This window comes from Sorangium sp. So ce1504 (assembly GCF_051521635.1).
Lineage (GTDB): Bacteria > Myxococcota_A > Polyangia > Polyangiales > Polyangiaceae > Sorangium > Sorangium cellulosum_B.
Genome location: NZ_CP150365.1, coordinates 6,963,585 through 6,987,557, shown reverse-complemented (window position 1 = coordinate 6,987,557; position 23,973 = coordinate 6,963,585). Strand labels below are relative to the sequence as shown.

General features: G+C 68.3%; 20 protein-coding genes. 15 read left to right on the top strand and 5 right to left on the bottom strand.

Annotated elements, in window-relative coordinates:
• Positions 1–157 precede the first annotated feature (157 nt).
• Positions 158–943, top strand: a complete 786-nt coding sequence (locus WMF39_RS26235) for a hypothetical protein (protein ID WP_437739216.1) — start codon at positions 158–160, stop codon at positions 941–943.
• A 5-nt stretch (positions 944–948) separates the two neighbouring features.
• Positions 949–2,409, top strand: a complete 1,461-nt coding sequence (locus WMF39_RS26230) for a hypothetical protein (protein ID WP_437739215.1) — start codon at positions 949–951, stop codon at positions 2,407–2,409.
• Here WMF39_RS26230 and WMF39_RS26225 read toward each other — a convergent pair.
• Positions 2,370–3,968: a ferritin-like domain-containing protein gene (locus WMF39_RS26225; RefSeq protein WP_437739214.1), complete on the bottom strand. Its 1,599-nt coding sequence runs from the start codon at positions 3,966–3,968 to the stop codon at positions 2,370–2,372. The two genes, WMF39_RS26230 and WMF39_RS26225, sit on opposite strands and share 40 nt — an antisense overlap.
• 101 nt (positions 3,969–4,069) lie before the next feature.
• On the opposite strand from WMF39_RS26225, the gene WMF39_RS26220 reads away from it, so the two are divergent.
• The 3 genes from WMF39_RS26220 (at position 4,070) to WMF39_RS26210 (ending at position 8,736) form a co-directional block, all read left to right on the top strand.
• Positions 4,070–5,368, top strand: coding sequence for a flavin-dependent oxidoreductase (locus tag WMF39_RS26220; protein WP_437739213.1), 1,299 nt, complete (start codon positions 4,070–4,072; stop codon positions 5,366–5,368).
• A gap of 864 nt (positions 5,369–6,232) precedes the next feature.
• Positions 6,233–7,411, top strand: coding sequence for a cytochrome P450 (locus tag WMF39_RS26215; RefSeq protein ID WP_437739212.1), 1,179 nt, complete (start codon positions 6,233–6,235; stop codon positions 7,409–7,411).
• 404 nt (positions 7,412–7,815) lie between these two features.
• The gene (locus tag WMF39_RS26210; protein WP_437739211.1) at positions 7,816–8,736 is read left to right on the top strand and encodes a transposase; all 921 of its coding nucleotides are present in this window, start codon (positions 7,816–7,818) and stop codon (positions 8,734–8,736) included.
• A 313-nt stretch (positions 8,737–9,049) separates the two neighbouring features.
• Here the strand turns inward: WMF39_RS26210 and WMF39_RS26205 are convergent, their stop codons facing one another.
• Positions 9,050–10,264: a hypothetical protein gene (locus WMF39_RS26205; protein WP_437739210.1), complete on the bottom strand. Its 1,215-nt coding sequence runs from the start codon at positions 10,262–10,264 to the stop codon at positions 9,050–9,052.
• A gap of 157 nt (positions 10,265–10,421) precedes the next feature.
• Between WMF39_RS26205 and mazG the strand changes: the two genes are divergently transcribed.
• From mazG to WMF39_RS26165, 8 genes are all read left to right on the top strand, one after another.
• A complete protein-coding gene (mazG, locus tag WMF39_RS26200; RefSeq protein ID WP_012237435.1) occupies positions 10,422–11,276 on the top strand; it encodes a nucleoside triphosphate pyrophosphohydrolase in 855 nt (284 codons plus the stop codon).
• Positions 11,277–11,683: 407 nt separating this feature from the next.
• A complete protein-coding gene (locus tag WMF39_RS26195) occupies positions 11,684–12,079 on the top strand; it encodes a hypothetical protein (RefSeq protein WP_437739209.1) in 396 nt (131 codons plus the stop codon).
• A gap of 79 nt (positions 12,080–12,158) precedes the next feature.
• On the top strand, positions 12,159–14,135 hold the full coding sequence (locus tag WMF39_RS26190; RefSeq protein ID WP_437739208.1) for a proton-conducting transporter transmembrane domain-containing protein: 1,977 nt from the start codon (positions 12,159–12,161) through the stop codon (positions 14,133–14,135).
• A complete protein-coding gene (locus tag WMF39_RS26185) occupies positions 14,132–15,055 on the top strand; it encodes a respiratory chain complex I subunit 1 family protein (protein WP_437739207.1) in 924 nt (307 codons plus the stop codon). Before WMF39_RS26190 ends, WMF39_RS26185 begins: the two co-directional genes overlap by 4 nt.
• Positions 15,052–15,684 (top strand): hypothetical protein, encoded by a 633-nt coding sequence (locus WMF39_RS26180; protein ID WP_437739206.1) that lies wholly within the window; start codon positions 15,052–15,054, stop codon positions 15,682–15,684. The genes WMF39_RS26185 and WMF39_RS26180 overlap by 4 nt, the downstream gene beginning before the upstream one ends.
• Complete coding sequence (locus WMF39_RS26175; protein WP_437739205.1) at positions 15,681–17,117, top strand: proton-conducting transporter transmembrane domain-containing protein; 1,437 nt, start codon at positions 15,681–15,683, stop codon at positions 17,115–17,117. The genes WMF39_RS26180 and WMF39_RS26175 overlap by 4 nt, the downstream gene beginning before the upstream one ends.
• On the top strand, positions 17,114–18,586 hold the full coding sequence (locus WMF39_RS26170; RefSeq protein ID WP_437739204.1) for a hydrogenase: 1,473 nt from the start codon (positions 17,114–17,116) through the stop codon (positions 18,584–18,586). The genes WMF39_RS26175 and WMF39_RS26170 overlap by 4 nt, the downstream gene beginning before the upstream one ends.
• On the top strand, positions 18,583–19,335 hold the full coding sequence (locus WMF39_RS26165) for an NADH:ubiquinone oxidoreductase (protein ID WP_437739203.1): 753 nt from the start codon (positions 18,583–18,585) through the stop codon (positions 19,333–19,335). Before WMF39_RS26170 ends, WMF39_RS26165 begins: the two co-directional genes overlap by 4 nt.
• Positions 19,336–19,368: 33 nt before the next feature.
• Here the strand turns inward: WMF39_RS26165 and WMF39_RS26160 are convergent, their stop codons facing one another.
• Together WMF39_RS26160 and WMF39_RS26155 are read right to left on the bottom strand one after the other, a co-directional pair.
• Positions 19,369–20,109, bottom strand: a complete 741-nt coding sequence (locus WMF39_RS26160) for a hypothetical protein (RefSeq protein ID WP_437739202.1) — start codon at positions 20,107–20,109, stop codon at positions 19,369–19,371.
• Between the two features lie 18 nt (positions 20,110–20,127).
• Positions 20,128–21,939 (bottom strand): phosphoenolpyruvate carboxykinase (GTP), encoded by a 1,812-nt coding sequence (locus WMF39_RS26155; protein WP_437739201.1) that lies wholly within the window; start codon positions 21,937–21,939, stop codon positions 20,128–20,130.
• Here WMF39_RS26155 and WMF39_RS26150 point away from each other — a divergent pair.
• Positions 21,928–22,131: a hypothetical protein gene (locus WMF39_RS26150; protein ID WP_437739200.1), complete on the top strand. Its 204-nt coding sequence runs from the start codon at positions 21,928–21,930 to the stop codon at positions 22,129–22,131. The genes WMF39_RS26155 and WMF39_RS26150 overlap by 12 nt on opposite strands.
• A 19-nt stretch (positions 22,132–22,150) precedes the next feature.
• Positions 22,151–23,143 carry a sigma-54 interaction domain-containing protein gene (locus WMF39_RS26145; protein ID WP_437739199.1) on the top strand — a complete coding sequence of 331 codons (993 nt, stop codon included), beginning with the start codon at positions 22,151–22,153 and terminating at the stop codon, positions 23,141–23,143.
• Positions 23,144–23,392: 249 nt separating this feature from the next.
• On the opposite strand, the gene WMF39_RS26140 is transcribed toward WMF39_RS26145, so the two are convergent.
• The gene (locus tag WMF39_RS26140) at positions 23,393–23,674 is read right to left on the bottom strand and encodes a hypothetical protein (RefSeq protein ID WP_437739198.1); all 282 of its coding nucleotides are present in this window, start codon (positions 23,672–23,674) and stop codon (positions 23,393–23,395) included.
• Between the last annotated feature and the right edge of the window lie 299 nt (positions 23,675–23,973).

The following is a 23,973-nucleotide window of genomic DNA, read 5'->3' as shown; positions in this document are numbered from 1 at the left end:
CAAAGGCCGCGTGCGTCGAAGCGCGAACAGGGCGCGGCGTGGCGGCTGGCGCGGGGGTCTTTCGTCTGGCGCTCGTCGCGGTGCCCTGTTATCGGTCATCGTGGTCCAGCGCGGGGACCTGAAGCAGGTGTCGCTCGCCGACCTTCCAGGGGACTCGATGCCTGAAGCGATCAGCAGAGGCTCCCGGCGCTCCGCAAAGGGTGTGGGGCGCGCGGGGCGAAGGGGGCTCGGTCGGCCCGCGCTCGGGCTCCTCGTGACGCTGGCCGCCTGGGCGCAGGCGGGCGTGGCCCGGGCCGAGCAGACCGCCGCAGAGGTGTCCGATGAGGTGAAGGCGCTCCCGGTGGCGCTCGACGGCGTGGCCGCGAAAGGGGCCGGCGCGGCCCGCCCTGTCGAGCCGGGGAAGCACAAGGTCATCGCGGCTGCGCCCGCGAGGTACGCCCTCGCGCGCGACGTCGAGGTGACGCGGCCGGGAGAGGCCGTCGAGGTCCCCGTGAGGGCGCTCGCGCCCAGCGCGGCAGCGCAGGATCCCGCGCCTTCCACCGGCGACATCGAGCCGCGCAGGCCGACGCCTTACGGCGCAAGGCCGGATCCGATCCACCGGAACCTGATGTGGGTGACGGGCGGGCTCACGCTGGCGGGCATCGCGCTCGGAAGCACCTTCGGTGGCCTGGCGATCTCCACGTGGGACAAGGTCGACGACGCGGCGAAGACGGCGTGCGCGAATCCGAGGCGTTACCGGGACTGCGCGCAGCCGGTGCCCGATCTGGCCAGCAAGGCGATGTCGTATGCGACCGTGTCCGATTTCTCCTTCATCGCCGCGAGCGTGGCGCTCGCCGGCACGGCCGTCCTCTGGCTGACGCTGCCCTCGGACGGGCCGCGCGCGACCGCCCGCGTCCAGCTCGCTCCGGGCGTCGTCGGTGGCTCCGTCGTCGGGGCGTTCTGATGACGATGAGGCTCGAAAGGCGCGCTCGGCTGTGGCTGGCGAGCTCTCTCGTCGCGGCGAGCAGCGCGGGCTGCGCGGAGATCGTGGGCATCCAGCTCATCGACGAGCAAGGCGTCGGCGGCGGCTCGTTCAGCGAGCCCGGCTATACGTGCCAGTGGGTGATGGCTTTCGGTGGCGCCGAGACCACGCTCGGCGGGATCGCGGCCGACGAGGACGGCACCCTGTGGCTGGCGGGCGGCTTCAAGGGGGACCTCACCGTTGCCGGCGGCGCCCCGCTCACGGCGGGCGGCGCCGGCAAGGACGTCTTCGTGGCGCACCTCGCGCGGGACGGGAACCACGTGTGGAGCGAGCGCTTCGGGAACGCGGAGAACGACACCGCGACCCACGTCCACCAGGCGACCGCGATCGCGCTGGACGGCGGCAGCGTCTACGTGGCGGGCGACTTCACGGGCAGCCTGTCGTTCGGCGCGGACTGCGGGCTGCCCGAGGGCGCCGGCGACGCGTTCGTGGCGCGGCTCGACAAGAGCGATCCCGACGGGGTCGCGGCGTGCGTGACGCACGGGTCCAGCGGTCTTGACGAGGCGAAGGCGGTTGCGGCGGAGGGCGACCGCGTCTTCGTCCTGACGTCGCTCCAGGGCGGGCTGGACATCGGGTTCTCCAGCTACGATGCGCAGACCCTCCTGAATCCGTGCAGCGGCGTCTTTGCGGGCCGTGAGGGAGCGCGTTTCTGGCCTCGCGATCTCCGTGTGGCCTCCGGCGACGCCTTCGTGATCGCCGATTTCGAGGGCCGGGTGAACGTGGGCTTCCCCGGCTTCGAGAGCGCGCTGCCGCCCGGCGGCGCGGCCTCGGACGGGATCGACGCTCTCCTGGCGTCGTTTCCGGCGTCGTGGATCTGCGATGGATGGAGCGCCGATGGGGCGGACGTCTGGTATCGACACTACTCCGCTCTCCGCGGCGATCAGCGCACCAGCGCCGTGGCGATGCTCGACGCGGGCGTCGTCTTGACCGGCTCGTTCGAGGGGCAGATCGATCTCGCCGGAGAGAGCGTCTCCACCGGAGAGGACGGCTTCGCCGCGCACCTCGACCGGAGCGGCGCCGCCACGTGGGCCAAGCAGCTCGGGGGCAGCGGGGCTCAATCGGCGCGGGTCGTCGGCGTTGACGAGCTCGGAAAGATCGTCGTGGCCGGACATTTCGATCAACAGATGAAGATCGATGACGTCGAGATCGGCGGGGAGGCCGGCGAGGGGGACGCCTTCCTCGCGCGGCTCCGGGCCACGGACGGCGAGGTCGAGTGGCTGGGCGCGCTCGGCGGCCCTGCGCTCCAGCGGATCCTGGCGCTCGCCGTCTCCGGAACGGACGTGTTCCTCGCAGGCACGTCCGGCGCCGACTTCGCGCTCCTGAACTGCCCTGTCGAGGCCGAGGGCGGTCAGCTGTTCGTCGCCAAGCTGTCGGTCTCCTCGCGCTGACGGCCGTCCGCCGGGCGCGGGCGGCTGCGCTCGATGCTGCCGCCGCCGCGCGAGAGCAGCGCCCGCGCGCAGGGCGCGATGACCTGAGCGAGCGCGCGCTCCCGGATCGCGCGCCGGTGCTGCGGGGAGAGCACGCCGAAGCCGAGCAGCGGGCTGCCGTGGCTGGCCTCGCTCGGGGCGGGGAGCTCCGAGGAGGCCGCGGCGAGCTCGTCGACGATGGCGCTCGCGAGGGAAGGATCGCGGTCGAGGGCCCAGGCCGCGAACCGGAACGCGAGCTCGGCGTGCCGCGTCTCGTCCTCGGCGATCTTCTCGAGCGCGCGCCGTACCGCGGGATCGGTCGCGTGGAGGGCGGCCTCTGCCGCCTCGATCGCGGCGACGGTCTCGCCGATGCACCCCTCGCGGAGGGTCGTCACGAGGATCTCGCGGGTGCCTTCGCCGCCGAGGGCGCCGTCGATGGCGAGCGGCCCTGGGCCGACGCCGCGGCCGGCGAACGCGCTGGCCAGCTCGAAGCACGTGCGCGCGTGGTCGGCCTCGTCGCCCATGGCCGCCTGCGCGGCACCGACGAGCTCCGGCGGCGCGCCGAGCGACAGGAGCTGCAGCGCGAAGCGCGCGAACGCGGCGATCGACGCGTGCTCGAGGAGGGCGGCGCGGGTCCAGTGCTCGGCGAGCGCCGCCCGTTGCTCGACGGACAGCTCTTCCAGGCGAGGCGGCGCGCCCGGAGCGGCGGTCCGCCAGTCGTCGCGCGCGGCGGGCTGCGCGGTGCGCACGACGCCTTCGACGAGGAACGGCCGGCCGATCGCGCAGATCTGCTGCGTGCAGGTGTGCCGCAGGGCCTCGAGCGAGCATTGCTCGTCCCCTGAGCAGTCCTGGTCGCTGGCGCACTCGTCCGCGGGCGTCTGGCACGCGAAGGCGGTCCCGCCGCATCCGGGGTGCAGGACGTAGCTGGAGCAGAGCAGCCTTCCACAGTCCTGGTCGCTGGTGCACCGCGAGGGCACGCACCGCCCGATCGGATCGCCGCACAGGCAGATCTGCCCCTCGCCGCAGTCGGAGTCGGTCGTGCACCCGTACTGGCAGAAGCACCCTGGAGCCACCTCGCCTCCGGTCATGACGTCGCAGTAGCCGTGTGGCTGCTCGGTGCAGTCGGCGTCGGAGGTGCAGTTCCCCGTCGCGCCGCTCGGGTCCGCGCAGGCCTTGGCACGCGGGAGCGGGCTGGGACAGGTGACGACCTCCGCGCGGTGGATCCAGCCGTCGGCGCAGCGCACGTACCCGGTGTTCTGGTCCGCGACGACGATGGGCTCCGGATCGTCGCAAGCGAACGGAAACCCTTCCGGTGGCAAGCCTCCGGTGCTGCTGGAGGTGCCTTCACCTGTGCTGCTGGAGGTGCCTTCACCTGTGCTGCTGGAGGTGCCTTCACCTGTGCTGCTGGAGGTGCCTTCACCTGTGCCGCCGCCCGAGCCTTCACCGGACGTGACGTTTCCACCGCAGCTCAGCGCAGGCGCGATCGCCAGCACCGAGAGCAGCCTCGCACCCCAAGAGTCCATCGAGACGAGCAATCGCATGGTATGTCCCTCGTTCCAGGATCTTACCCGGATTCGGCGCCGCGGTCGCGGGCGCCACGAGCCTCGTTGCCGCGTCCGGCGCGCCGTGCGAGCGTCGCGTGATGCGGGCGTTGATCGCGGGCGGGGGGATCGGCGGGCTGACGGCGGCCTTGAGCCTGCACGCGGCCGGCATCGATGCGTGTGTTGTGGAGGCCGCGCGAGAGATCAGGCCGCTCGGTGTCGGCATCAACCTCCTCCCTCACGCGGTGCGAGAGCTGACGGAGCTTGGCCTCGCCGATGCGCTGGTGGCGACAGGGATCCCGACCGCCGAGGTCGTGCACCACGATCGGTTCGGGGGTCGGATCTGGGGCCATCCGCGGGGTATCTCCGCCGGGTATCGCTGGCCACAGGTGTCGATCCACCGTGGTGAGCTCCAGTTGATGTTGCTCGCGGCGGTGCAGCGGCGCCTGGGGGCCTCCAGCGTGCGCGTCGGGCTGGCGGTGGAGGGGTTCGAGCAGACGACGTCCGATGTGCAGGTCACGGTGCGGGATCGGCGGACCGGTGAGCGCGACGTGGTCCCTGCGGACGTGCTTGTCGGGGCCGACGGCATCCACTCCGTGGTTCGCGCGCAGCTCCACCCGGCGGAGGGGCCGCCCAGGTGGAACGGCATTCACATGTGGCGCGGCGTGACCGAGGGCGAGCCGTTCCTGGGGGGGCGCAGCATGATCATGGCCGGCAGCAACCTGGCCGCCAAGTTCGTCGCTTATCCCATCTCCCGCCGCGCGGAGCTCCGCGGCCGGGCCGCGATCAACTGGGTGGCGGAGGTGCGGCTGCACGAGGGGGCGGCGGTCGCGCCGGGGAGCTGGAACCGGCACGGACGCCTGGAAGACGTGCTGCCCCACTTCGCGGCGTGGCGCTTCTCCTGGCTCGACATTCCGGCGCTCATCGCCGCGGCGCCCGTCATCTTCGAGTATCCCATGATCGATCGCGATCCGCTGCCGTGGTGGGGCGCTGGCCGGGTCACCCTGCTCGGCGACGCTGCACATCCCATGTACCCTGTCGGTTCCAACGGGGCCTCCCAGGCGATCCTCGATGCTCGCGTGCTGGCCTGGCACCTCGCCCAGACGAGCGCCCCCGAAGAGGCGCTCGCCGCCTATGAAGCTGCGCGCCGTCCGCCGACGAGCTCCCTCGTCCTCGCGAACCGAGCGATGGGCGCCGACCGGGTCCTCTCGATGGTAGAGCAGCGAGCGCCGGCGGGCTTCGCCCGGATCGAGGACGTGCTGAGCAGCGACGAGCTCGAGGCGATGGGTCGCAGCTACACGGAGATGATTGGAACCGACGTTGAGGAGCTCAACGCCCGGCCGTCGTGGGGCGTCGGCGGGGGACGGGAGGCGCCGGGAGAGCGGAACGGCTCCAGCTGATCGGCGCGGTTCCGGCGAGCCGGTGGCCGAAGGCCGCCACGCTCCGCTCACAGCGCTGCAAGCTACGATTCCACAACCGAAAGGTGCACGTCTGTCGCTGTAGGAAAAGCATCTGAAATCAGGCAGGGACGTCCTTGGCTCACCTCCTGCAAGAGACGCAAGCAGAGCGCCCGTGACGGTTTCCCCCCACCGTCGAATGGGCGCTCTGTTTTTTGTGCTCCTGCCATAGGCGCCGGTGCGGGGGCACGATGCGTGTCTGGCTCGGCTCATGGGGCCTGGCGACCGTCCATGGCGGATGCGCTCGCGCCTGCTGGCCGCTTCCAGCGCTTTCTCAAGGCAGGCGATGGAATCTATCCATCTTCTCGGTGACCGGCCCGACGACGGCCGGGCTTCGCTGCCATGATCGGGTCACGGCGCCTCCATCCGCGATATCCGCTGCCTTCAACCCGGGTCGAGCAGAACTCCCGAGTTGAGCAGCTTTTCGTCGCCAGGGATTCGACGAACCACCATGGACGGATCTCGGCGCGTCCGCGGTGTGTCACCGTCTGATCGAGCGCCATGAAGGCGCCGGTCTATGGCGTGCGTAGGGCGACCGCCAACTGCGTCGATCACCGCAGATCGCCGACAACAGCGACACAACCACGGTGCGGGCGACGGCGACACAACCACGGTGCGGGCGTGACGGTGCGGGCGTGACGGTGCGGGCGTGACCCAAGACCAGGCGGGGGGCACCTACAGGGCCCGCACGCGAAGCCAACGTGGGAGAAGCGTCCGCAATAACCGCTCTTCCACACCTACGTCCCAGTCGAAGTCATGGCAAAGCGGCTTGATTCGCGTTTCGAGATGGAATACTAAGTTTTATGTATGCTGCCTCGTAAGAATCTATTTTCTTTCACCTCGAAAGACCCTTCGGCGTTCGGGATCCATCTCGCCGCTGCGGCGAGGGAGCACTCCGTCTATTTCGACGAGGGACTCGGCGTGCCGGTCGTACTCCGCGGGGCCGATGTGGCCGCGGTGCTGCGCGACAGCGAGACCTTCAGCACCCAGGCCTACGACACCGGGATCATGAAAGGGACGCTCGTGACGCTTGGCGGTGAGTCGCACACGCGCATGCGGCGGCTCTTCAACGCGGTCCTCTCCCCACGCGTGATCTCCCGCTACGAGGAGGCGACCGTGACCCCGGTGGCGCGCAGGGTCGTGGAACGGCTCGTGCAGAAGGAGCGGGCGGATCTTTTCGATGATTTTGCGATGTCGATGCCCATGGGCGTGACGAGCGCCCTCTTCGGGCTCCCGGAGGAGCGGATCTCCGAGAATGACGTGCTGATTCGCAAGATGATCCGCAGCGTCGTGATGCCGCAGGATCCCGTCGTCGTGGCCGAAGGGCGGAGCGCCCACGCCGCGATGGAAGCGCAGCTCCGGGAGATCGCTGAGCGCGAGGTGGCGCACCCGAGCGATACGCTGCTCGGCGAGATCGCGCGGGCGATCGTCGCGGAGGGGCTGGGCGGCGTGGAGGCGTGCGAGGGGGTCGTGCTCACGTTGATCCTCGCCAGCTACGAGACGACCAGCTGGATGCTGGCCAACCTGCTCGTGGCGCTGCTCGCCCACCCCGACGCGATGAACCAGCTGCGTCAGCAACCTTCGCTCCTGCCGCAGGCCATCGAGGAGTCGACCCGCTGGTGCAACAGCACGGCGGGCATCGTGCGGTTCGTCGAGCGTGAGGCGACGATCGGCGGCGAGACGCTGGCTGCGGGGACGATCCTCTACCTGTCGCTGATCGCTCGCCATTACGACGAGGAGATCTACCCGCGACCGGAGACCTTCGACATCCATCGACGACCCGTGGGGATGCTGAACTTCGGCGGCGGTCCGCACTACTGTGTCGGGGCGCCGCTTGCGCGGATGGAGGCGAGGATCGGCGTGTCGCTCCTGCTCGAGCGCTTTCCGGAGCTGCGGGCCGATCCGACCGTGCAACCGACGTTCTCAACGGTGCCGCGCGGCGCTGCCGCGTTCGGACCTGACCAGATTCCGGCGCTGCTCGTGTAATTTTCGCGACCCGACCCTGGTTGGCGGCGGCCCGACCCTGGTTGACGCCGATCCGGGACCCGACCCGACCCGCGACCCAACCCCCCGCCGCCGCCGACCCCGGCCGGCCGCCCCCCGCCGGCCGATCCGACCCCGGCCGATCCGACCCAGGTTGGGTCCCGAGCCGCGCCGCGCCGCGCGCGATCCGAGCGGCGGCGGCGGCGGCGGCGACCCGACCCAGGTTGTGGACTGACTGACTGACTCGGACTCGCCGACCCAGGTTGTGGACTCTACCCAGGTAGGGCGATCCGAGTGGCATGGCGGCCGCCACCCCTGGCGTAGGAGCCGCCACCTGCGGGGCGCGGCAATTCCTTGAAATGATTGACTGCGATCTCTGGCACAGCGTTTGTTGATGTGGACGGGCTATGAGCCACCCCCGCGAGATCGCGCCCGGCGCTACCTATATGATCACCCGTCGCGTCTTGCGTCGGCACCTGCTCTTTCGCCCCGACGCAGCCATCACCCAGCTCCTCGTATACGCCCTCGCGGTCTCGGCCCCGCGCTTCGGAATCGAGGTTCACGCGTTCTGCGCGATGTCAACGCATCTGCACCTGGTCGTGACGGATGTGAATGGAGTCCTGCCGCGCTTCTTGCAGTTCTTTCATCGTATTGTGGCGCTCGGGACCAAGGTGCTTCGCGCGTGGGAAGGACCGGTATGGGACCACGAAGCCACGAGCGTCGTGCGACTCCTGACGCGCGCTGCCGTGGTGGAAAAAATAGCCTACGTACTCGCAAACCCTGTAGCCGCTGGTCTCGTCCGGCATGCGCGTGAGTGGCCGGGGGCGAAAGTCGATGTGAGAGAGCTCGGCTGCGGCGTGCTGCGAGCGGCGCGTCCCGTGGCGTATCTTGACCCGGAAAATCCACAGTGGCCCGAGGAAGTGACGTTACCTCTCGCGTTGCCGCCGGCGGTAGCGCAGGACAGCGTCGATGACTTTCGCCACGAGGTCGCCGTCGAACTCAACGTACGGGAGGCGCAGGCCCATTCTGCGCTGCAGCAGCAGGGGCGTCGTTTTCTTGGTGCTGAGCGAGTCACCAAGATCTCCCCGTACGAGCGCGTAACGAGCTTTGAGGCGCTGGGTGAACGCAATCCGACCTTTGCAGTCGGCCGCGAGCAGGGGGACGTACGACGAATTGCTGGCGCCGCTGTGCGGGCGTTTCGCGCGTCGTACCGCGCGGCGCTCGAACGGTGGCGCGCCGGGGTACGCAGTGTGGTGTTTCCGGCGGGGACATGGTGGATGTGCACGTTCCACGGCGCCAGCACGAGGGACTTCGGGCTCACGGTGTAGATATCGGGTGGCGAGCTTCACAGCGGTGCGGAATAGGAAGGGGCGGCTCCGACGCGTCGTTGCCGTCTCATGGGAACATCCGTTTGGAGGAGCTGGCGCGGACGGGCGAAGTGTTCATAGGGCGCTGCGCGCACGTCCACGAACGGGGGATGCGGTGTCGATCGCGGATGGATCGGCCCCGGGTGACGCTGATTGCGTTTGATCAGCGAACGTCATAGTTCACCAGTTGTTGGGACGATCTGGAGCGGCTGGCCGTGCAGGACGCGCGCTTGGCATCCGTTGAGCCGGGTCGCTGAGGACAATGCCGTTGCGGTCAACCCGGGTCGCGCATCCGACTTGTTCCGACTGTGAGCCCCGAGAAGGCCGCCGCGAAGCGGCGCCGGAAATCCGTATCCACGATCAGCTTGTCGCGCAGCGTTCGGGACATCTCAACATGGTAGAACGGTGCGCCCATCTGACGCGACCAGCGTGCTTGCACGTTCGTGGCACCCCCCAACCTATCGATCTCCGTGGGGTAGGCGAGGACCTTTCCATCGTTGATGATCGCCCGTAGAGGGGCGAGCAGCCGGTCCAGCGCGGCGCCGTGTCCCACCGCGCTGGCGATAATGGCGGCATTCGGAGCCGAACGGTCTTGAAAGCCGTGCAGCTGCACGGTGGGCGTGCCGGGGAAGCTCTGGAGCAGCGCCCGGTGCACGGACAGGAAGAACGAACGCTCGGCGTGGGCTACGTCTGCGGAGGCGAGCGACGCAATCAGCCGCTCTCGGGAAGCACGGTTATCTCCACGAGCGCTGCCGCCGGTGCCCTGAGGGCCGTCCTGCGTGGTGTTGCCGTCTTCATCACCGCCGTCCTCGCCACCAGCGCCTTCCGTGCTCTCGTCACCATCCGCGGTGTGACCCGGGTTGCGCCCGCCCCCGACAGCGGCACCCAGGTTGGGGCGCCCGCCTTCTGCGCCGTCATCGTCCGCGCTGGCGTCGCGTGGGTTGGGACCCCCGCCGTACCGGTGCGACGTATTCACGATCAGCGCGCGCGCCCGTTGCGCCTCGAAGATGGCCAGCGCGACGGGCAGCGTTCCCTGATCGAAGAACGTGTGCGGCGCCTCGACGATCAGCGGCACGGCCGCCCCTACGCGCAGCACGACCGCGGCTGCCCCGCGGCGGCGCGTGCCGTCCTCGGACAACACCCACAGGTCGCGCTCGCGGACCGCCCGCAGCGCGAACCCCGGTGGGGGGGCCGGCGGCGGCTGCCTGTTCTGCGCGGCGAGCCCTGCCGCCGCGATCCATGCGGCGTACGTCACCTCCTCCGCGTCGTCCGGCGGCTCCGCGATGAGGTGGCGCCCGCCCTTGCGCAGCGGGGTGATCTCCTCGTCCAGCACCTCCTGCTCGCCGCTGTTGACCAGGGCCGCCGTCACGGGCTCCTCCGCCGCTTCTCCCGGGTTCGGCGCCGTGCCCGGCGCGCTCCCGATGCTCCGACACACCCCCTGCGAGCAGCCGGCGATCGCGAACAGCACCACATAGCCTGCGCTCTTCATGGTCGTCCTCGTCGTCGGAGCCTCGATGCCCTCCGTACTTTTCTCATGCTACGGCCTCGGAAGCCAGGATGACGCTCTGCGATAGCGCGCCCTGCATCGTCTCCTCTTCCTCTTCCTCTGCTTCCGGAGCGGGGGCGGTTTGCGCTAGTAGCACTGCATGCCTCGTTCCTTCGAGCCCGTGAAGGCCCCCCCGCTCCCCGAGCAGGTCGGTCGTACGTTTCCGCGCATGGTCGAGCTGATGCAGCGGCTCCTCGCACCCGACGGATGTCCTTGGGATCGCGAGCAGAGCTTCGCGACGCTCAGGCGCTACGTGCTCGAGGAGGCGTGCGAGGTCATCGATGCCATCGACGGCGGCGACCGCAAGGAGCTGTGCGCCGAGCTCGGCGATCTCTTGCTCCAGGTCGTCTTCCAGGCCGAGCTCGCCCGGGCCGAGGGGGCGTTCGGGCCGGACGATGTGATCGCTGCGATCTGCGAGAAGCTCGTGCGGCGCCACCCCCACGTGTTCGCGGACGAGAGCGCCGAGAACGCCGACGAGGTGCTTCAGAACTGGGAGCGCATCAAGGCGGACGAACGGGCGAGGCAGGGGAAGGACCGCGGCGTGCTCGGCGGCGTTCCCCGCAGCCTGCCGGCGCTGACCCGGGCGCAGCGGGTAGGCGAGAAGGTCGCGCGCGTGGGTTTCGATTGGCCGGACGCGCGGGGCTCGCGCGCGAAGGTGGACGAGGAGCTCGGGGAGCTCGATCGGGCCCTCGATGGCGGCGATTCCGCCGCGATCGAGGAGGAACTCGGGGACGTGCTCTTCGCGCTCGGGAACCTGGCGCGCCACGCCGGCGTCGACGCAGAGGGGGCCCTGCGTCGGACGATCGACAAGTTCACCCGCCGCTTCGATCACGTCGAACGGCGGGTCATTGAGCGGCACGGGGGCTGGCCTGTCAAGGCGTCCCACGACACGCTCACGCTCGAGGAGCTCGACGGCTACTGGGACGAAGCCAAGCGCGCGGAGCGGCAGACCTGACCGCGGCGCACGGACGGTCTTGGCGAGATGCGCGCCGGGGAGATGCCGGCAGCATCCGGCGTCACGTAGGCGGCCTCTCCAAGCGGCCAATCCAGGTCGAGCGGCGCGCTCCGACAGCATAACAAGCGGCCAACCCCGGGCGAGCGGCGCTCCGACGGCGTCGAGACCGACGCGACGCTGCCTCCCCTGGCTGGCCTTCGGAGCGGTCAAGTAGGCGCCATCGCATCAAAATGCGGCCTGATCATGACGAAATTCATGTGATCCGTTCGAATTTGTCGCGACAATTTGTCGTTTTGTGCCGCTGTTCTCCGAAAGGGTCGTCGGCTCTTCCATCCCGATAGGCACGTCCTCAAGGTTCTTGCGCCTTTCGCGAGGCGGCCCACGGCTTGCTAGACGCCCGGGCAGCCATGGCAAACCGCTCCTCCGCCAGGTTGCTCCACGTCGCCGTCGTCGCGGACAATCCCGAGACGATCGACGCGCTTCATGCCTACTTCAGCCAGGCCGGGGTTGCGTCGAACGGCAAGAGGACATTGAACGACGCGAACAGGATGGCGCCCGCGGCGACCGCCCTGGTTCTGTTTCCCGACGACTTCGATCCCGGCGACATCGTGACGTTCATCACGTCGCTGCGGAGCGCGCGACCGAAGCTCCTCATCCTCCTCGTGACGGGCACACCACAGTCCTTTCGCTCCGCGCTGGGACCAGACGGCCACTCCTTGCCACCCATGGTGCTGCCGAAGCCGGCGTTTGGCTGGACCATCCTCGACGCTCTTCGTGCGCACGCTCATTCGGAGTCCATATGACTGCTTCAATCATTCGACGGAGTTCACCTCCTGCCGGCGCGGCGCGACGCGCCAGCAGACGTCGCGGGAGGACAGCAAGGTGACGGGATCTCTGCTTCTCAGCGTGCCCGTGCTGCTCGTCGGGGCGGCGCTCTCGCTGGGCCTGCGCTCGAACGGCGCGCGAGGCGCGGCCGCGATCGCCTCGCAAGCGATGGCCGCCGCGCTCGTGCTCGCGAGGGCCGTCCCCATCCTTCGAGGCGGCGAGGCTCTGGAGATCGTGTGGCGCTGGCCGACGCCCATCGACAGCATGGCGTTTCGCGTCGACGCGCTCGGAGCGTTCTTCCTCGCGTGGTCCCTTCCGATGACGCTGCTCGGCACGATCTACGCCGTCGGATACCTTCGCCCCTACTTCGATCGAGGGAGGAACGGCGGCCCACACTTCGCCCTCTTGAACATGGTCGCCCTGTCCTTCGTGCTGATCTACTCGGTGCAGAACGCCCTCGTGTTCTTGCTGGGATGGGAGATCGCCGCCCTCGCAGCGTGGCTGCTCGTCATCTGGGATTACCGCAACCAGAAGATCCGCTTTGCCGGCTTCAACTATCTCATTTCAACCCATGTCGGGCTCTTCGTCCTCGTCGCGGCGTTCATGCTGCTCCACAGCAAGACCGACTCCATGGACTTCGCCGCGTTCGGCGAACTCCTGTCGAGCCAGGACCCGACGCGGGGGACGCTCTTCCTGCTCCTCGGGGTGTCGTTCGCGCTGAAATCCGCGTTCTTTCCGTTTCACACGTGGCTTCCCCGAGCCCACTCCGCGGCGCCGGCGCACATCTCAGCGCTCATGTCAGGCGTGATCCACAAGGCCGGCCTCTTCGCCTTTCTCCGCTTCACGCTGCTCATGGGACGACCCGACGAGTGGATGGGATGGAGCGTGCTCGGCTTCGGCGCGCTCTCCGCGTTCTTCGGCGTCCTCTCCACGTCAGCCGAACGCGATCTGAAGCGCCTGCTCGGGTACTCGTCGACCGAGAACGTCGGCATCGCAGCGATGGGCTTCGGGGTGGGATACCTGGGATGGACCTGGGGAGTCCCTGCGCTGACCCTGTGCGGCTTCGGCGGCGGCCTCCTGCACATCCTGAATCACGCGCTGTTCAAGTGCCTCCTGTTCTACGCCGCTGGAGCGATCTACCGCGCTGCGCACACCGTCGATCTCGAGCGGCTCGGCGGGCTTGCGAAGCGCCTCCCGCGGACGGCCATCCTCTTCCTCATCGGATGCCTGGCCATCTCCGCGCTCCCGCCGCTCAACGGCTTCGTCAGCGAGTTCCTGATCTACGCCGGGCTCCTCGCAGGGCGCGCGCCTTCCAGTCAAGGCAGCGTGGTGACCATCGCAGCGGCGGCGGCGCTGGCCTTCGTCGGCGCGGTGAGCGCGCTGTCGATGACGCGGGCCTTCGGCCTCACATTCCTCGGCATGCCGCGGGAGCCAGGGCTCCACGTCGGCGAGGACGCGCCGGGTTCGATGCTCTGGCCCATGGTGATTCACGCCGCGTTCGTGGTCGCCATCGGCGTAGCTCCAGACCTGGGCATCGCAGCGATAGGCGCCGCGCTGAGGCTCTTTCCCATCGAGTCCAGCGCGAGCACGCTGTCAGCCCTGCTCACTCCGCTCGCATGGGCGAGCCGCGCGCTTGCCGGCGCCTTGCTCGTTGCCGGCGTGATCGGCTGGCGTCGAGGTCTAGCGGCGCGGCGGAGCGTCACATGGGGGTGCGGAACCACCGCCACCTCCTCTCGCATGCAGTACACGGGGAGCTCATTCTCCGAGCAGTTCACGCGTATATTCGCATCATTCTTGCCGTCGCTTCGAAGGGAGCGGCTGCCCGAGGGGCCATTCCCGCAGCAGCCCGGCCATCTTTCAACCCACCATGTCGACGCCGTAGAGCGACGCATGTTCGAGGTGCTCGGGCACGGAGAGAGCTTCATCGCTCAAGCGTTTGACCGCATCCCAGAACAGCCGCGCTTCGCGTTCTCCGCGGGGTTCGTCGCGCTCGTCATCATCGGAGCGATGGTGATCGGAGGGGTCGGCCGATGATGATCGCCCGCCTCGCGAACGTCGCCGCGCTCGTCGTCATGCCGTTCGTCCTCACCGGCGTGATCAACCGCGTGAAGTCGCTGTGGTCTGGACGCAAGGGACCGCCGGTCCTTCAGCTGGCCCATGACGTGAGACGACTTTTCCGGAAATCGTCCGTCTACAGCACGACGACGACACCGCTATTCCGGATCGCGCCGTACGTGTTCCTCGCAACCGCGGTGGGCTCCGCCCTCATCGCGCCTCTTCTCGGTTCGACGCCCCTCGCATCGTTCCAGCTCGATTTCGTGTGGTTCGCGTACGTGTGGGGGCTCGGCCGCGTCGCCGTCATGCTCGCCGCGCTCGACACGGGGAGCTCGTTCGAGGGGATGGGCGCAGCGCGGGAGGCCGTGTTCTCGTCGCTCCTCGAGCCTGCGCTGTTCCTCGTCACCGGCGCGCTGAGCTTCGTCGGGGGCCGACGTACCCTGCACGAGGCGCTGGCGCCGCACCTCCACGCCGGCGCACCCGCGCTCGTCTGGGGCGCCGCGGTCGTGGCCATGCTCATCGTGCTTCAGGTCGAGACGGCGCGCATGCCCGTCGACGACCCGACGACCCACCTCGAGCTCACGATGGTGCATGAGGTCATGATCCTCGACCACAGCGGCCCGGATCTCGCGTGCATCCACCTCGGGTCCGCGATCAAGCTCTTCGTCGGCGCGTCCATCGTCGCGACGCTCCTCAATCCGTGGGCGGGCTCCGGCGGCGCGGCCTGCGCCACCGCGAACCTCGCCTTGACCCTCGCGGCCGGCGTCGTGATTGGCACGATCGAATCCCTGGTAGCCCGGCTGAAGCTACGCTCTGTTCCCCAGTACATCGTCGTCGCGCTAGCCGCTGGCGTCGTCGCGCTCCTCGCGACCGTGTGGCGGGTGGGGGGCCCCGAATGAGCCCTCTCTTGAATACGCTGCTCGGCGTGCTGCTCATCCCCCTGTTCGTCGCGACGTGGCGGACGAGCCTGCTCGGCCTGTCCTGTCAAGGGTTCTTGATGGCGTGGGTGGCGTACCTCCTGAATCCGGAGCTCGACACCGTGGGTGACTGGGTCACCCTGGGCGATCTGGTCCTCCTGCGCGGGCTCGCCGCGCCGATCGCGCTCTACCGCGTGCTTCGATCGCAGAACGCGCCCAGGCGCAACGACGTCATCTCGCCGAACCTGCTCTCTTGGACGATCGCCCTCGGCATCGTCCTCCTCGCCTTCAACTTCTCCGAATCGCTCGTCCCCGAGCACGGAGAACGGCGAACACTCGTCGCGGTGGCTGCAGCCGGGGTGCTGCTCGGCTTCCTGGTGCTATCGACGCAATCCGGTCCGTTCAGCCAGATGGTGGGTGTTCTTCGCATCGAGAACGCGATCGCCCTGTTCGAGCTCAGCGGTGCGCATGAGCATGACATGCTCGCCATTCAGCTCGGTCAGGTCGCCGTCGTCGCGGTGACGATCGCACTCTATCGCTGGTATCTCAAGATGCTCGGCGCGAGCACCGTCGCGCAGCCCGAGAGCCCCGTGGAGGGGCCCACGTTATGAGCTCGATCGCCCTCGTCCTGCTTCCAGCGCTGGCATCCGTGGCGCTCATCGCGCGCGCCGCCCGCGAGCGAGCCACGCTGGTCCTGGTCGGCGCTTCTGCGATCACGACCGCCCTCGCGATCATGGGAGCCGCGATGCCCCCCGACGTCCCGGGCCTCCTCGGGGGGTTCTTTCGCGTGGACGCGACTTCACGGCTCTTCACGACCGTCGTGGACTCGATCTTCCTCGGCATCTCCCTTTACGTGATGCATCGGGTGTACACGACCCCGGCGCTCCGCCAGGACATCGCGCGGTTCGTGTGGCTGGCTCTGTTGTTCCTGGCTGCAGCGAACACGGTGCTGCTCGCGAATCACCTGGTGTTGCTCTGGATCGCCCTCGAGGCGACCACCCTCGCGGCCGCGCCCCTCATCGTGCGACCCGGCATACCCGCGTCCCATCGCGCGTCATGGCGCTACCTGCTCTTTTCGTCCGTCGGGCTCGGCGTGCTCCTCGTCGGCTTCATCTGCCTCGGGCGCGGGCTCGAGTCCGGCGGCCAGGCTCCGACGTTCTTCCTCGATCGCCTCCTCGCGCCTTCCGCGATCCCGGTGAACAGCTGGACGAAGCTCGGGGCCGCGCTGGCGCTCCTCGGGCTGGGCACCAAGCTCGGCCTCGCGCCGATGTACAGCTGGCTTCCGGAGGCCTACGACGAAGCCCCGCCGGCCGTCGCGGCGCTCCTCGGCGCCATCCAGTTCAACTGCGTCCTCGTCGCGCTCTTCCGCGTCGTTCAGGTGCTCCGACCGACCCATGCGGCGCTTCTGGCGGGCGAGCTCCTCACGATGGGCATCGTCTCGGTGATCGTGTCGACGGTCGGCATCATAGCGACTCGCAACCTGAAGCGTCTCATCGCTTATGCGTCGATCAACCACGCCGGAGTGATCGCGATCGGCCTCGGCGTCGGCAAGTCAGCGTCCTACGGACTTCTGCTCTACGTCCTGAGCAACGCTTTCATCAAGGCGATCCTCTTCCTCACGGCGGGCACGATCAAGGCTCACTATCATACCAAGGACACGCGAGCGATATCGGGCCTCATCGAGGACCTCCCGTACAGCGGTGGGTTCTTGATGGTCGGCACCTTCGCTCTGCTCGGCTTCCCCCCGTTCGGCAGCTTTCTCGGAGAGCTTCTCATCCTGTCTGCCCTTGTCGGCTCAGGGCAGATGCTCGTCTTCGCCGCCTTCTGCGTGCTGATCACGATGACGTTCGTGGCGACGGGGCGAGCGGTGTTTCCGATGATCTGGGGTGAACCCACGAGGCAGCGCAGCTGGCCTCGGCAGACGCTGCCGGTCGCCCTGCCCAAGCTCGGGTTCCTCGTCGCGCTGGTCGTGCTGGGCGTCTACATCCCGCCGCCCATCAACTCGCTGCTCGCACAGGTGGCTGTATGCCTGGAGGGGCCGTGAAGGCATCGATGACCGTCCACCAGGTCGCCGTCGGCGCGATCCCGAGGCTCGAGCCGGGACCGTGGCGCGACGAGCTCTTGAAGCAGCTCCGCGCGGACATGCGTGTGGTCACGCTGTATGGCAGGCGCGACGTCGACCGTGTCGCGGTCACGGCGGTGCTTCAGGCGTCAGACCGTTCCCTGCACGTATCGAGGACCGAGGTGGCCGCGGCGCGCGGGTACCACGAGATGACGACAGAGCACGCCGCGCTTCACTGCTTCGAGCGCGAGCTCCACGAGCAGACCGGCGTGCGGATCGCCGGACATCCGTGGCTCAAGCCGATCCGCTACGAGGGGCAGGAGCAATCGGCGATGAGCTCGCACCCGTTCTACAAGATTGAAGGGAAGGAGGTGCACGAGGTCGCTGTCGGCCCCATCCATGCCGGGGTGATCGAGCCCGGCTCCTTTCGTTTCATGTGCCTCGGGGAGCAGGTGCATCACTTGGAGATCCATCTCGGTCATCAGCACCGTGGCGTCGAACGCCGCCTTCTCGAGCGTGACCCGCGGAGCCTGACCCCGCTCATCGAGACCATCGCGGGAGATACCAGCGTCGCTCACGCATGGGCGCACTGCTCCGCCCTCGAGAGCCTCGCGGGATGCCGGCTGGACATCGAAATCGAGCTCGCCAGGGCGGTCGCCCTCGAGCTCGAGCGGGTCGCGATGCACCTATCGACGCTCGCCGGGATGGCGGCGGACGTCGGATTCCTGCAGGGAGCGACGACGTACGGCCGACTCCGAACCACGGCGATCAACACGATGATGCGGCTATGTGGCAGCCGCTTCGGCAAAGGAGCGCTACGTCCAGGTGGAGTCCGGATGCGGCTGCCGCCGGAGACGCTGCCTGACATTCGAGCGAACCTCGACCTGCTTCAAGCAGATCTGCCGATCATCAACGATTGCTTTCTCCTGGCACGAACGGTTCAGCACCGTCTGCGTTCCACGGGAACGTTGACGACCGCGCAAGCGCGGGAGCTCGGGCTCGTCGGACTGGCCGCGCGCGCCTCGGGGATCGAGCTCGACGCGCGCCACCTCATGGAGGACGGGGCGTACAGCGTCGTGCCCATCCAGCCCGCCGTCTTGCCGGACGGCGACTGCTGGGCGCGTGCGTGTGTCCGCATCGCGGAGATCGAAGCGTCCCTGTCGTGGATGTCGGCCGTCATCGCGCTCTACGCGAACTGGGAGCGCCCGCGGCTATCGATCGGCGAGCTCGCGCCGAACCAGCTCGCCATTTCGCTCGTCGAGGGCTTTCGTGGAGAGGTCGTCCACTGCATCGAAACCGGCGCGCGCGGTGAGGTGGTCCATTACAAAGTCCAGGATCCATCACTCCGCAACTGGATGGGCCTCGCCCTTGCGGTGCGCGGCAACGAGATCTCGGACTTCCCGATCTGCAACAAGAGCTTCGACCTCTCCTACTGCGGGAACGATCTATGAAGATGTTTTTGTCGCTCCGTGTACGTGCCTCCCAGGGCACGCAGGTTATCGCGGATCTCCGCAAGGCAACGCCGACCGGGCTTCGCGGTCGCCCGAGGATCCGTCGCGACCCGTGCGCGGCCGATTGCAGCGCGTGCCGTGACGCGTGCCCGACCCAGGCCATCCGGCTGGCTCCGGTGACGCTCGATCTGGGCCGCTGCGTCTTCTGCAACGCCTGCGCGGAGGGCTGCCCCGAGGCGAAGATCGAGTTCACGCCGGAGCCAAGGATGGGCGGGAACGAGCCCTTTGATCTCACGGTTCGAGAGGGCGAAGAGGAGATCGCGCGGGTCCGTGCTTCCGCGGCGTTCTCGAGGTTGTTCGGGCGGTCTCTGAAGATGCGCCAGGTCTCGGCCGGCGGCTGCAACGCCTGTGAGCTCGAGCTGAACGCCGTCACCAACGTCAACTTCGATGTGCAGCGGTTCGGGATCGAGTGGGTGGCTTCTCCGCGGCACGCGGATGCGCTCGTCCTGACAGGTCCGCTCACGCGCAACATGAAGGAGGCGGTTCAACTGGCCTGGGATGCGATGCCCGAACCGCGGTTCATCGTTGCCGTGGGGGCCTGCGCCATCTCCGGGGGGCTCTACGACGGCGCCGCGGGCGTCGACCGCGGCTTCCTGGAGAGCGTCGGCCCTTCACTCTACGTCCCTGGATGTCCACCGCACCCGCTCACCTTCGTGAACGCGATACTCGATCTGCTCGGGATCGCGTGATGCGCGACGGTGGGTCACGCGTCGTCGTGGTGATCAGAGCTCATCCGCACGTAGACACGGACCGGCAGCCACGAGGCGCGCCTTCCGCCACATCTGCAGGACGTTTGGGAGCTCTCGATCGATGCGGACTTCGTCATAGCTGTCCGGTACCCGCCCGCCGAATCCGTTGTACGTCAGGAGATAGGTCCCGAGTGGCGCCTCGTTGAGGAGCTCTTCGGCGGCCGCAGTGTCGCGCTGGTATCGATCGACGCCCAGCTCGACGTCTTCATCGAGGTGGTCTTCTCGTCCGAAGAGATTCTCGCCGAACGGGTTGAAGAAGTAGTAGGCGTCCGCGCGAGGAACTTCCGCTCTCCCCAGGGCGGCTTCGACGAAACAAACGCGGTCCTCGATCTCGTAGACCCGCGCGAGGCTGCGCGCCGCCATGACGAGCCGAGGTCGCTGTTCGATCCCCGTGAAGTGGCTGCGTCCCGCCAGCGCCGCCGCCACGCAGAACTTGCCGGCGCCCGACCCGACATCGACGATGGTGCGAACGTCGAGCTCGTCCAGCCACTGGGCCGCGCGAACAGCGACCTCGATCGGCGTCCAGAACTGAGCGGAGACGCGGCGTAGCTCGTCAGGAAGGAAGCGGTCGAAGTCGTGATTTCTGGGGCTGCGCCCCGCTCGCAGCGCCTGCGCGACGGCACCTGCCAGTGATCCGGCCGCGCGCCCATCTACGGAGGAATGACTTCTGTCGCGGCAGACGTTCGCCGCCGAAGATTTGGTATGGTCTTCCACGAGTCCTCCCAGCTCAGCTCAATGCAGCGAATCGTGCAGCCGCTTGACGAGCGATCGGTGCTCGGCCAGCAGCGCCGCGGGGAGCCGATCCGCGAACTTGCGAAGGAACTCGAGGACACCGTCGGCTTCCCTCAACCACGCGCCGCTGTCGACCGCGAGCAGCTGGAAGAGGTCGTCTTTCGAGAGGTCCATCCCGGTCAGATCCATTCCCCGTTCATGCGGAAGGAGGCCAATTGCGGACTCGCGCGCGGCCGCCCTGCCCTCGACACGCTCGAGAATCCACTTGAGGACGCGGATATTGTCGCCGAACCCGGGCCACAGGATGCGCCCGTCGTCCCCCGTCCGGAACCAGTTGACATGAAAGATTTTCGGCGGACGACTGAGTCCCTTCCCAACGGCCATCCAGTGCGCGAAGTAGTCGCCCATATTGTACCCGCAGAAGGGGAGCATCGCCATGGGATCGTTTCTGAGGACGCCGACGGCGCCCGTCGCCGCGGCGGTCGTCTCGCTCGCCATGGTCGCGCCGACGTAGACGCCGTGACGAAAGCTCCGCGCTTCGTAGACGAGAGGGGCGAGCTTCGATCGGCGCCCCCCGAAGAGGATGGCCGAGATCGGCACCCCCGTGGCGAGATCGAAGGAGCCTGCCGCGCTGGGACACTGCCGCAGCGGGACGGTGAAGCGCGAGTTTGGATGCGCGGCAGGAGACGTCGCGGCGCCGTTCGTCCACTTCGCGCCGCGCCAATCTTCGATGACCTCATGCTCGTCGAGCTGGGACATCCCCTCCCACCATACGCGACGGCCCGCGCGCAGCGCGACGTTCGTGAAGATCACATCGTGCGCGAGCGACTGCATCGCGTTCGGGTTGGTCTCGAGGCTGGTCCCTGGCGCGACGCCGAACATGCCGTTCTCCGGGTTGATGGCCCAGAGCCGTCCGTCGCTGCCAGGGTGCATCCAGCAAATATCGTCACCAACCGTCTCGACCTTCCACCCGGGGAGCGAGGGGACGAGCATCGCCAGGTTGGTCTTGCCGCACGCGCTCGGGAAGGCAGCCGTGACGTAGTGCGTGCGCCCCTCGGGGCTCGTCAAGCCGAGGATGAGCATGTGCTCGGCGAGCCAGCCTTCCGCGCGCGCTTGCGCGCTCGCAATGCGCAGCGCATGGCACTTCTTGCTGAGCAATGCGTTGCCGCCATACCCCGAGCCGATGCTCCAGATCTCGAGGGTCTCGGGAAAATGGACGATGAAGCGCCTGTCCGGCGAGAGGTCCCCAAGGCTGTGGATGCCACGAACGAAGCTCTCCGCAGCGCCGAGGTGACCGAGCGCCGCGTGGCCCATGCGCGTCATGATCCGGAGATTGAGAGCGACGTACGGGCTGTCGGTAAGCTCGACCCCGACGCGGCTGAAGGGCGACCCCGCGGGGCCCATCAGGTACGGCACCACGTACATCGTCCGGTCCTTCATCGCGCCTGCGAAGAGCGACCATATGCGCGTCTGCGCCTCCTCTCGGCTCATCCAGTGGTTCGTGGGCCCCGCGTCCTCCTGTCGTGGCGTCGAGATGAAGGTGAGGTGCTCCGTCCTCGCGACGTCCGTTGGATCCGAACGATGCAGGAATGAACGAGGGTGGGTCCGTGGATCCAGCTGGATGAACGAACCGGAGAGCGCCATGTCGCGCTCGAGGGTGGTCCGCTCCTCCTCGCTGCCGTCGCACCAACGGATGCGTGCGGGTCGCGTGTGTTCGGCGATCGCCTGGACCCAGGCGCGGAGCGCGCGGTTCGTCGTGGGAGCTTCGTTCATGGTCTTGTCCTGGTCACAGCAGAATCCGTGCCGGAGCACGGGCTGACCGTGAACCGCGCCAGGAGCGCTCGAAGCGGCGCGCTTTCTCGGCATTTCCAGGGCGAACAGCCGACGAATTTCGCCAGTCGAGGGGCGATGTGGATCGGCGGAGCCGATCTCGTGGTCGGGCTTGCAGATTGCGACCAGATCGATCAGTATTTCTCGCGTGCGAGAGCGAAAACGACGACCTGACGTGGTGTTTGAGCCGATCATGCGCTCCCACGCCATGAAGAAGGCGGACCAGATCCTTCGCGCCGTCGCCGCGAAGGACGTCACCCTGACGCTGATCGGCGAGAGCGGCTCCGGCAAGGAGGTGCTGGCGAGGCGCGCGCACGAGCTTTCGGAGCGCCGGCGGGGGCCGTTCGTGCCCATCAATTGCGCGGCCATCCCCGACGCACTCTTTGAAAGCGAGCTCTTCGGTCACGAGCGCGGCGCGTTCACCGGGGCAAGCGAGCGAGCGAAGGGCAAAGTCGAAGCGGCCGAGCGGGGCACGCTCTTGCTCGATGAGATCGGTGATATGCCGATGCCGATGCAGGCGAAGCTCCTGCGATTCCTCGAAAACCGCCGGTACATGCGCGTCGGCGGCGCGACGAAGATCGAGGCGGATGTCCGGTTGATGTTCGCCACGCTACGACCCCTCGATCAGGAGGTGCGCGCGGGTCGTTTTCGCGCCGACCTGTTCTATCGAATCCAGGGCATCACGCTCAATGTCCCCGCTTTGCGTGAGCGACGCGCTGACATCGCGCCCCTGCTGAATCAGTTCACCGCGCAGCACTCGGCGCGACACGGGGTTCGCCCGCCGAGGTTCAGCCGGCAGGCCAAGGCGCTGCTGCTCCGTTACGACTGGCCTGGCAACGTGCGCGAGCTCCGGAACGTCGTGGAGACGCTCTGCTTGCTCCGGGATGGGCGGCAGGTGCGCGTGGCCGATCTGCCCGAGGGCGTCCGTTCGCTGGTCGTGCCCGAAGAAGCCGCCGCGGGCGTGTCGCGCGCCAGCACCCCGCCCGCGCTCGACCTCGACGACGGATTGGAGTCGCTCATCCAGCAGATCGTAGAGGCGGCGCTGGAGCGCGACGGGGGCGACAAGGTCAAGGCGGCGGCGCGACTTCGGATCAGCCTGAGGACGGTGCAACGCTACGTCGCAGCGGGGCGCGTGCGGGTGCCAAGTGGGCGTGTTCGTGGAGAGCAGAGGCCGTCGAAGAAGTGAACCGGAGCGCCTTCCGCAAGGCGCTTCCTACCAACCTGGAAGGCTCACCCCGGAAGCGGTCGAGCGCCCGCGAGGAGTACCCCTTGAAGACGAGGTTGCGTTCACCGCCCGGACTACGCGCGAGCTCATCGGCAACGGCTGGGTCCAGCTCGCCTGTGTCGATCCGGCGACGCGCCGGATCGCGTGCTTCACGGGCCGCCGAGCGGGCGCGTCGTCTCGCGCGGGTTGCCGTAACACGTCACGCTGGGCTCAATCGCGTGCCGCTATCAAAATGAAGCGCTCGCGCACGCGCGCCTCGTTCGACTCGTGACGGACGTGGATCTCGTACCGGCCCGGCTGAGCGACGGCCACGCTGAGCGGCGCGTCGCCGCGGTAGCGCGTCAGCCTGTGCGAGCAGCGCTGCTGCTGGCAGTGCTGCTCCAGCGCTCCACCGTCGCCGTCAGGTAGCCGCACGCGCACGTGCTCGGGCACCTCGAGGTGAACCACCGCCGGCTCGTCCGCGTGGCGGTCGGTCCAAAGATCGAGCTGCATCCACGCGTCCCCTTTCTCAGGCAAGGCGATGGCACGCTCCTCCAAGCGGTCGATCGCTGGAGATCTCGCGCCCCTGTCGCCCGCCACGACGACGGCGGTCGCCAACGCCGCGAGCGCTGGGGCTGCAAGCAAGGCCCTCCACCCCCAAGGGCAGCTCGCCCGCTGCGACCGCGCGCCGCCTGTCGCCGCCGGGCGCTCCGACCGCTCGGGGAGCTTGCTCAGCGCGCGTTCGACGAGCGCATCGGATGGGTTCATCGAGCGCAGCGCCCGCACGCTCGCCTCGAGATCCTGCGGAATCG

Coding starts and splice junctions, on each gene's coding strand:
- WMF39_RS26180 (WP_437739206.1), top strand. CDS start 15,052: ATGAGCCCTCTCTTGAATACGCTGCTCGGCGTGCTGCTCATCCCCCTG.
- WMF39_RS26230 (WP_437739215.1), top strand. CDS start 949: ATGAGGCTCGAAAGGCGCGCTCGGCTGTGGCTGGCGAGCTCTCTCGTC.
- WMF39_RS26215 (WP_437739212.1), top strand. CDS start 6,233: ATGCTGCCTCGTAAGAATCTATTTTCTTTCACCTCGAAAGACCCTTCG.
- WMF39_RS26220 (WP_437739213.1), top strand. CDS start 4,070: ATGCGGGCGTTGATCGCGGGCGGGGGGATCGGCGGGCTGACGGCGGCC.
- WMF39_RS26225 (WP_437739214.1), bottom strand. CDS start 3,968: ATGCGATTGCTCGTCTCGATGGACTCTTGGGGTGCGAGGCTGCTCTCG.
- WMF39_RS26145 (WP_437739199.1), top strand. CDS start 22,151: ATGCGCTCCCACGCCATGAAGAAGGCGGACCAGATCCTTCGCGCCGTC.
- WMF39_RS26210 (WP_437739211.1), top strand. CDS start 7,816: ATGAGCCACCCCCGCGAGATCGCGCCCGGCGCTACCTATATGATCACC.
- WMF39_RS26195 (WP_437739209.1), top strand. CDS start 11,684: ATGGCAAACCGCTCCTCCGCCAGGTTGCTCCACGTCGCCGTCGTCGCG.
- WMF39_RS26205 (WP_437739210.1), bottom strand. CDS start 10,264: ATGAAGAGCGCAGGCTATGTGGTGCTGTTCGCGATCGCCGGCTGCTCG.
- WMF39_RS26185 (WP_437739207.1), top strand. CDS start 14,132: ATGATGATCGCCCGCCTCGCGAACGTCGCCGCGCTCGTCGTCATGCCG.
- WMF39_RS26140 (WP_437739198.1), bottom strand. CDS start 23,674: ATGCAGCTCGATCTTTGGACCGACCGCCACGCGGACGAGCCGGCGGTG.
- mazG (WP_012237435.1), top strand. CDS start 10,422: ATGCCTCGTTCCTTCGAGCCCGTGAAGGCCCCCCCGCTCCCCGAGCAG.
- WMF39_RS26165 (WP_437739203.1), top strand. CDS start 18,583: ATGAAGATGTTTTTGTCGCTCCGTGTACGTGCCTCCCAGGGCACGCAG.
- WMF39_RS26235 (WP_437739216.1), top strand. CDS start 158: ATGCCTGAAGCGATCAGCAGAGGCTCCCGGCGCTCCGCAAAGGGTGTG.
- WMF39_RS26175 (WP_437739205.1), top strand. CDS start 15,681: ATGAGCTCGATCGCCCTCGTCCTGCTTCCAGCGCTGGCATCCGTGGCG.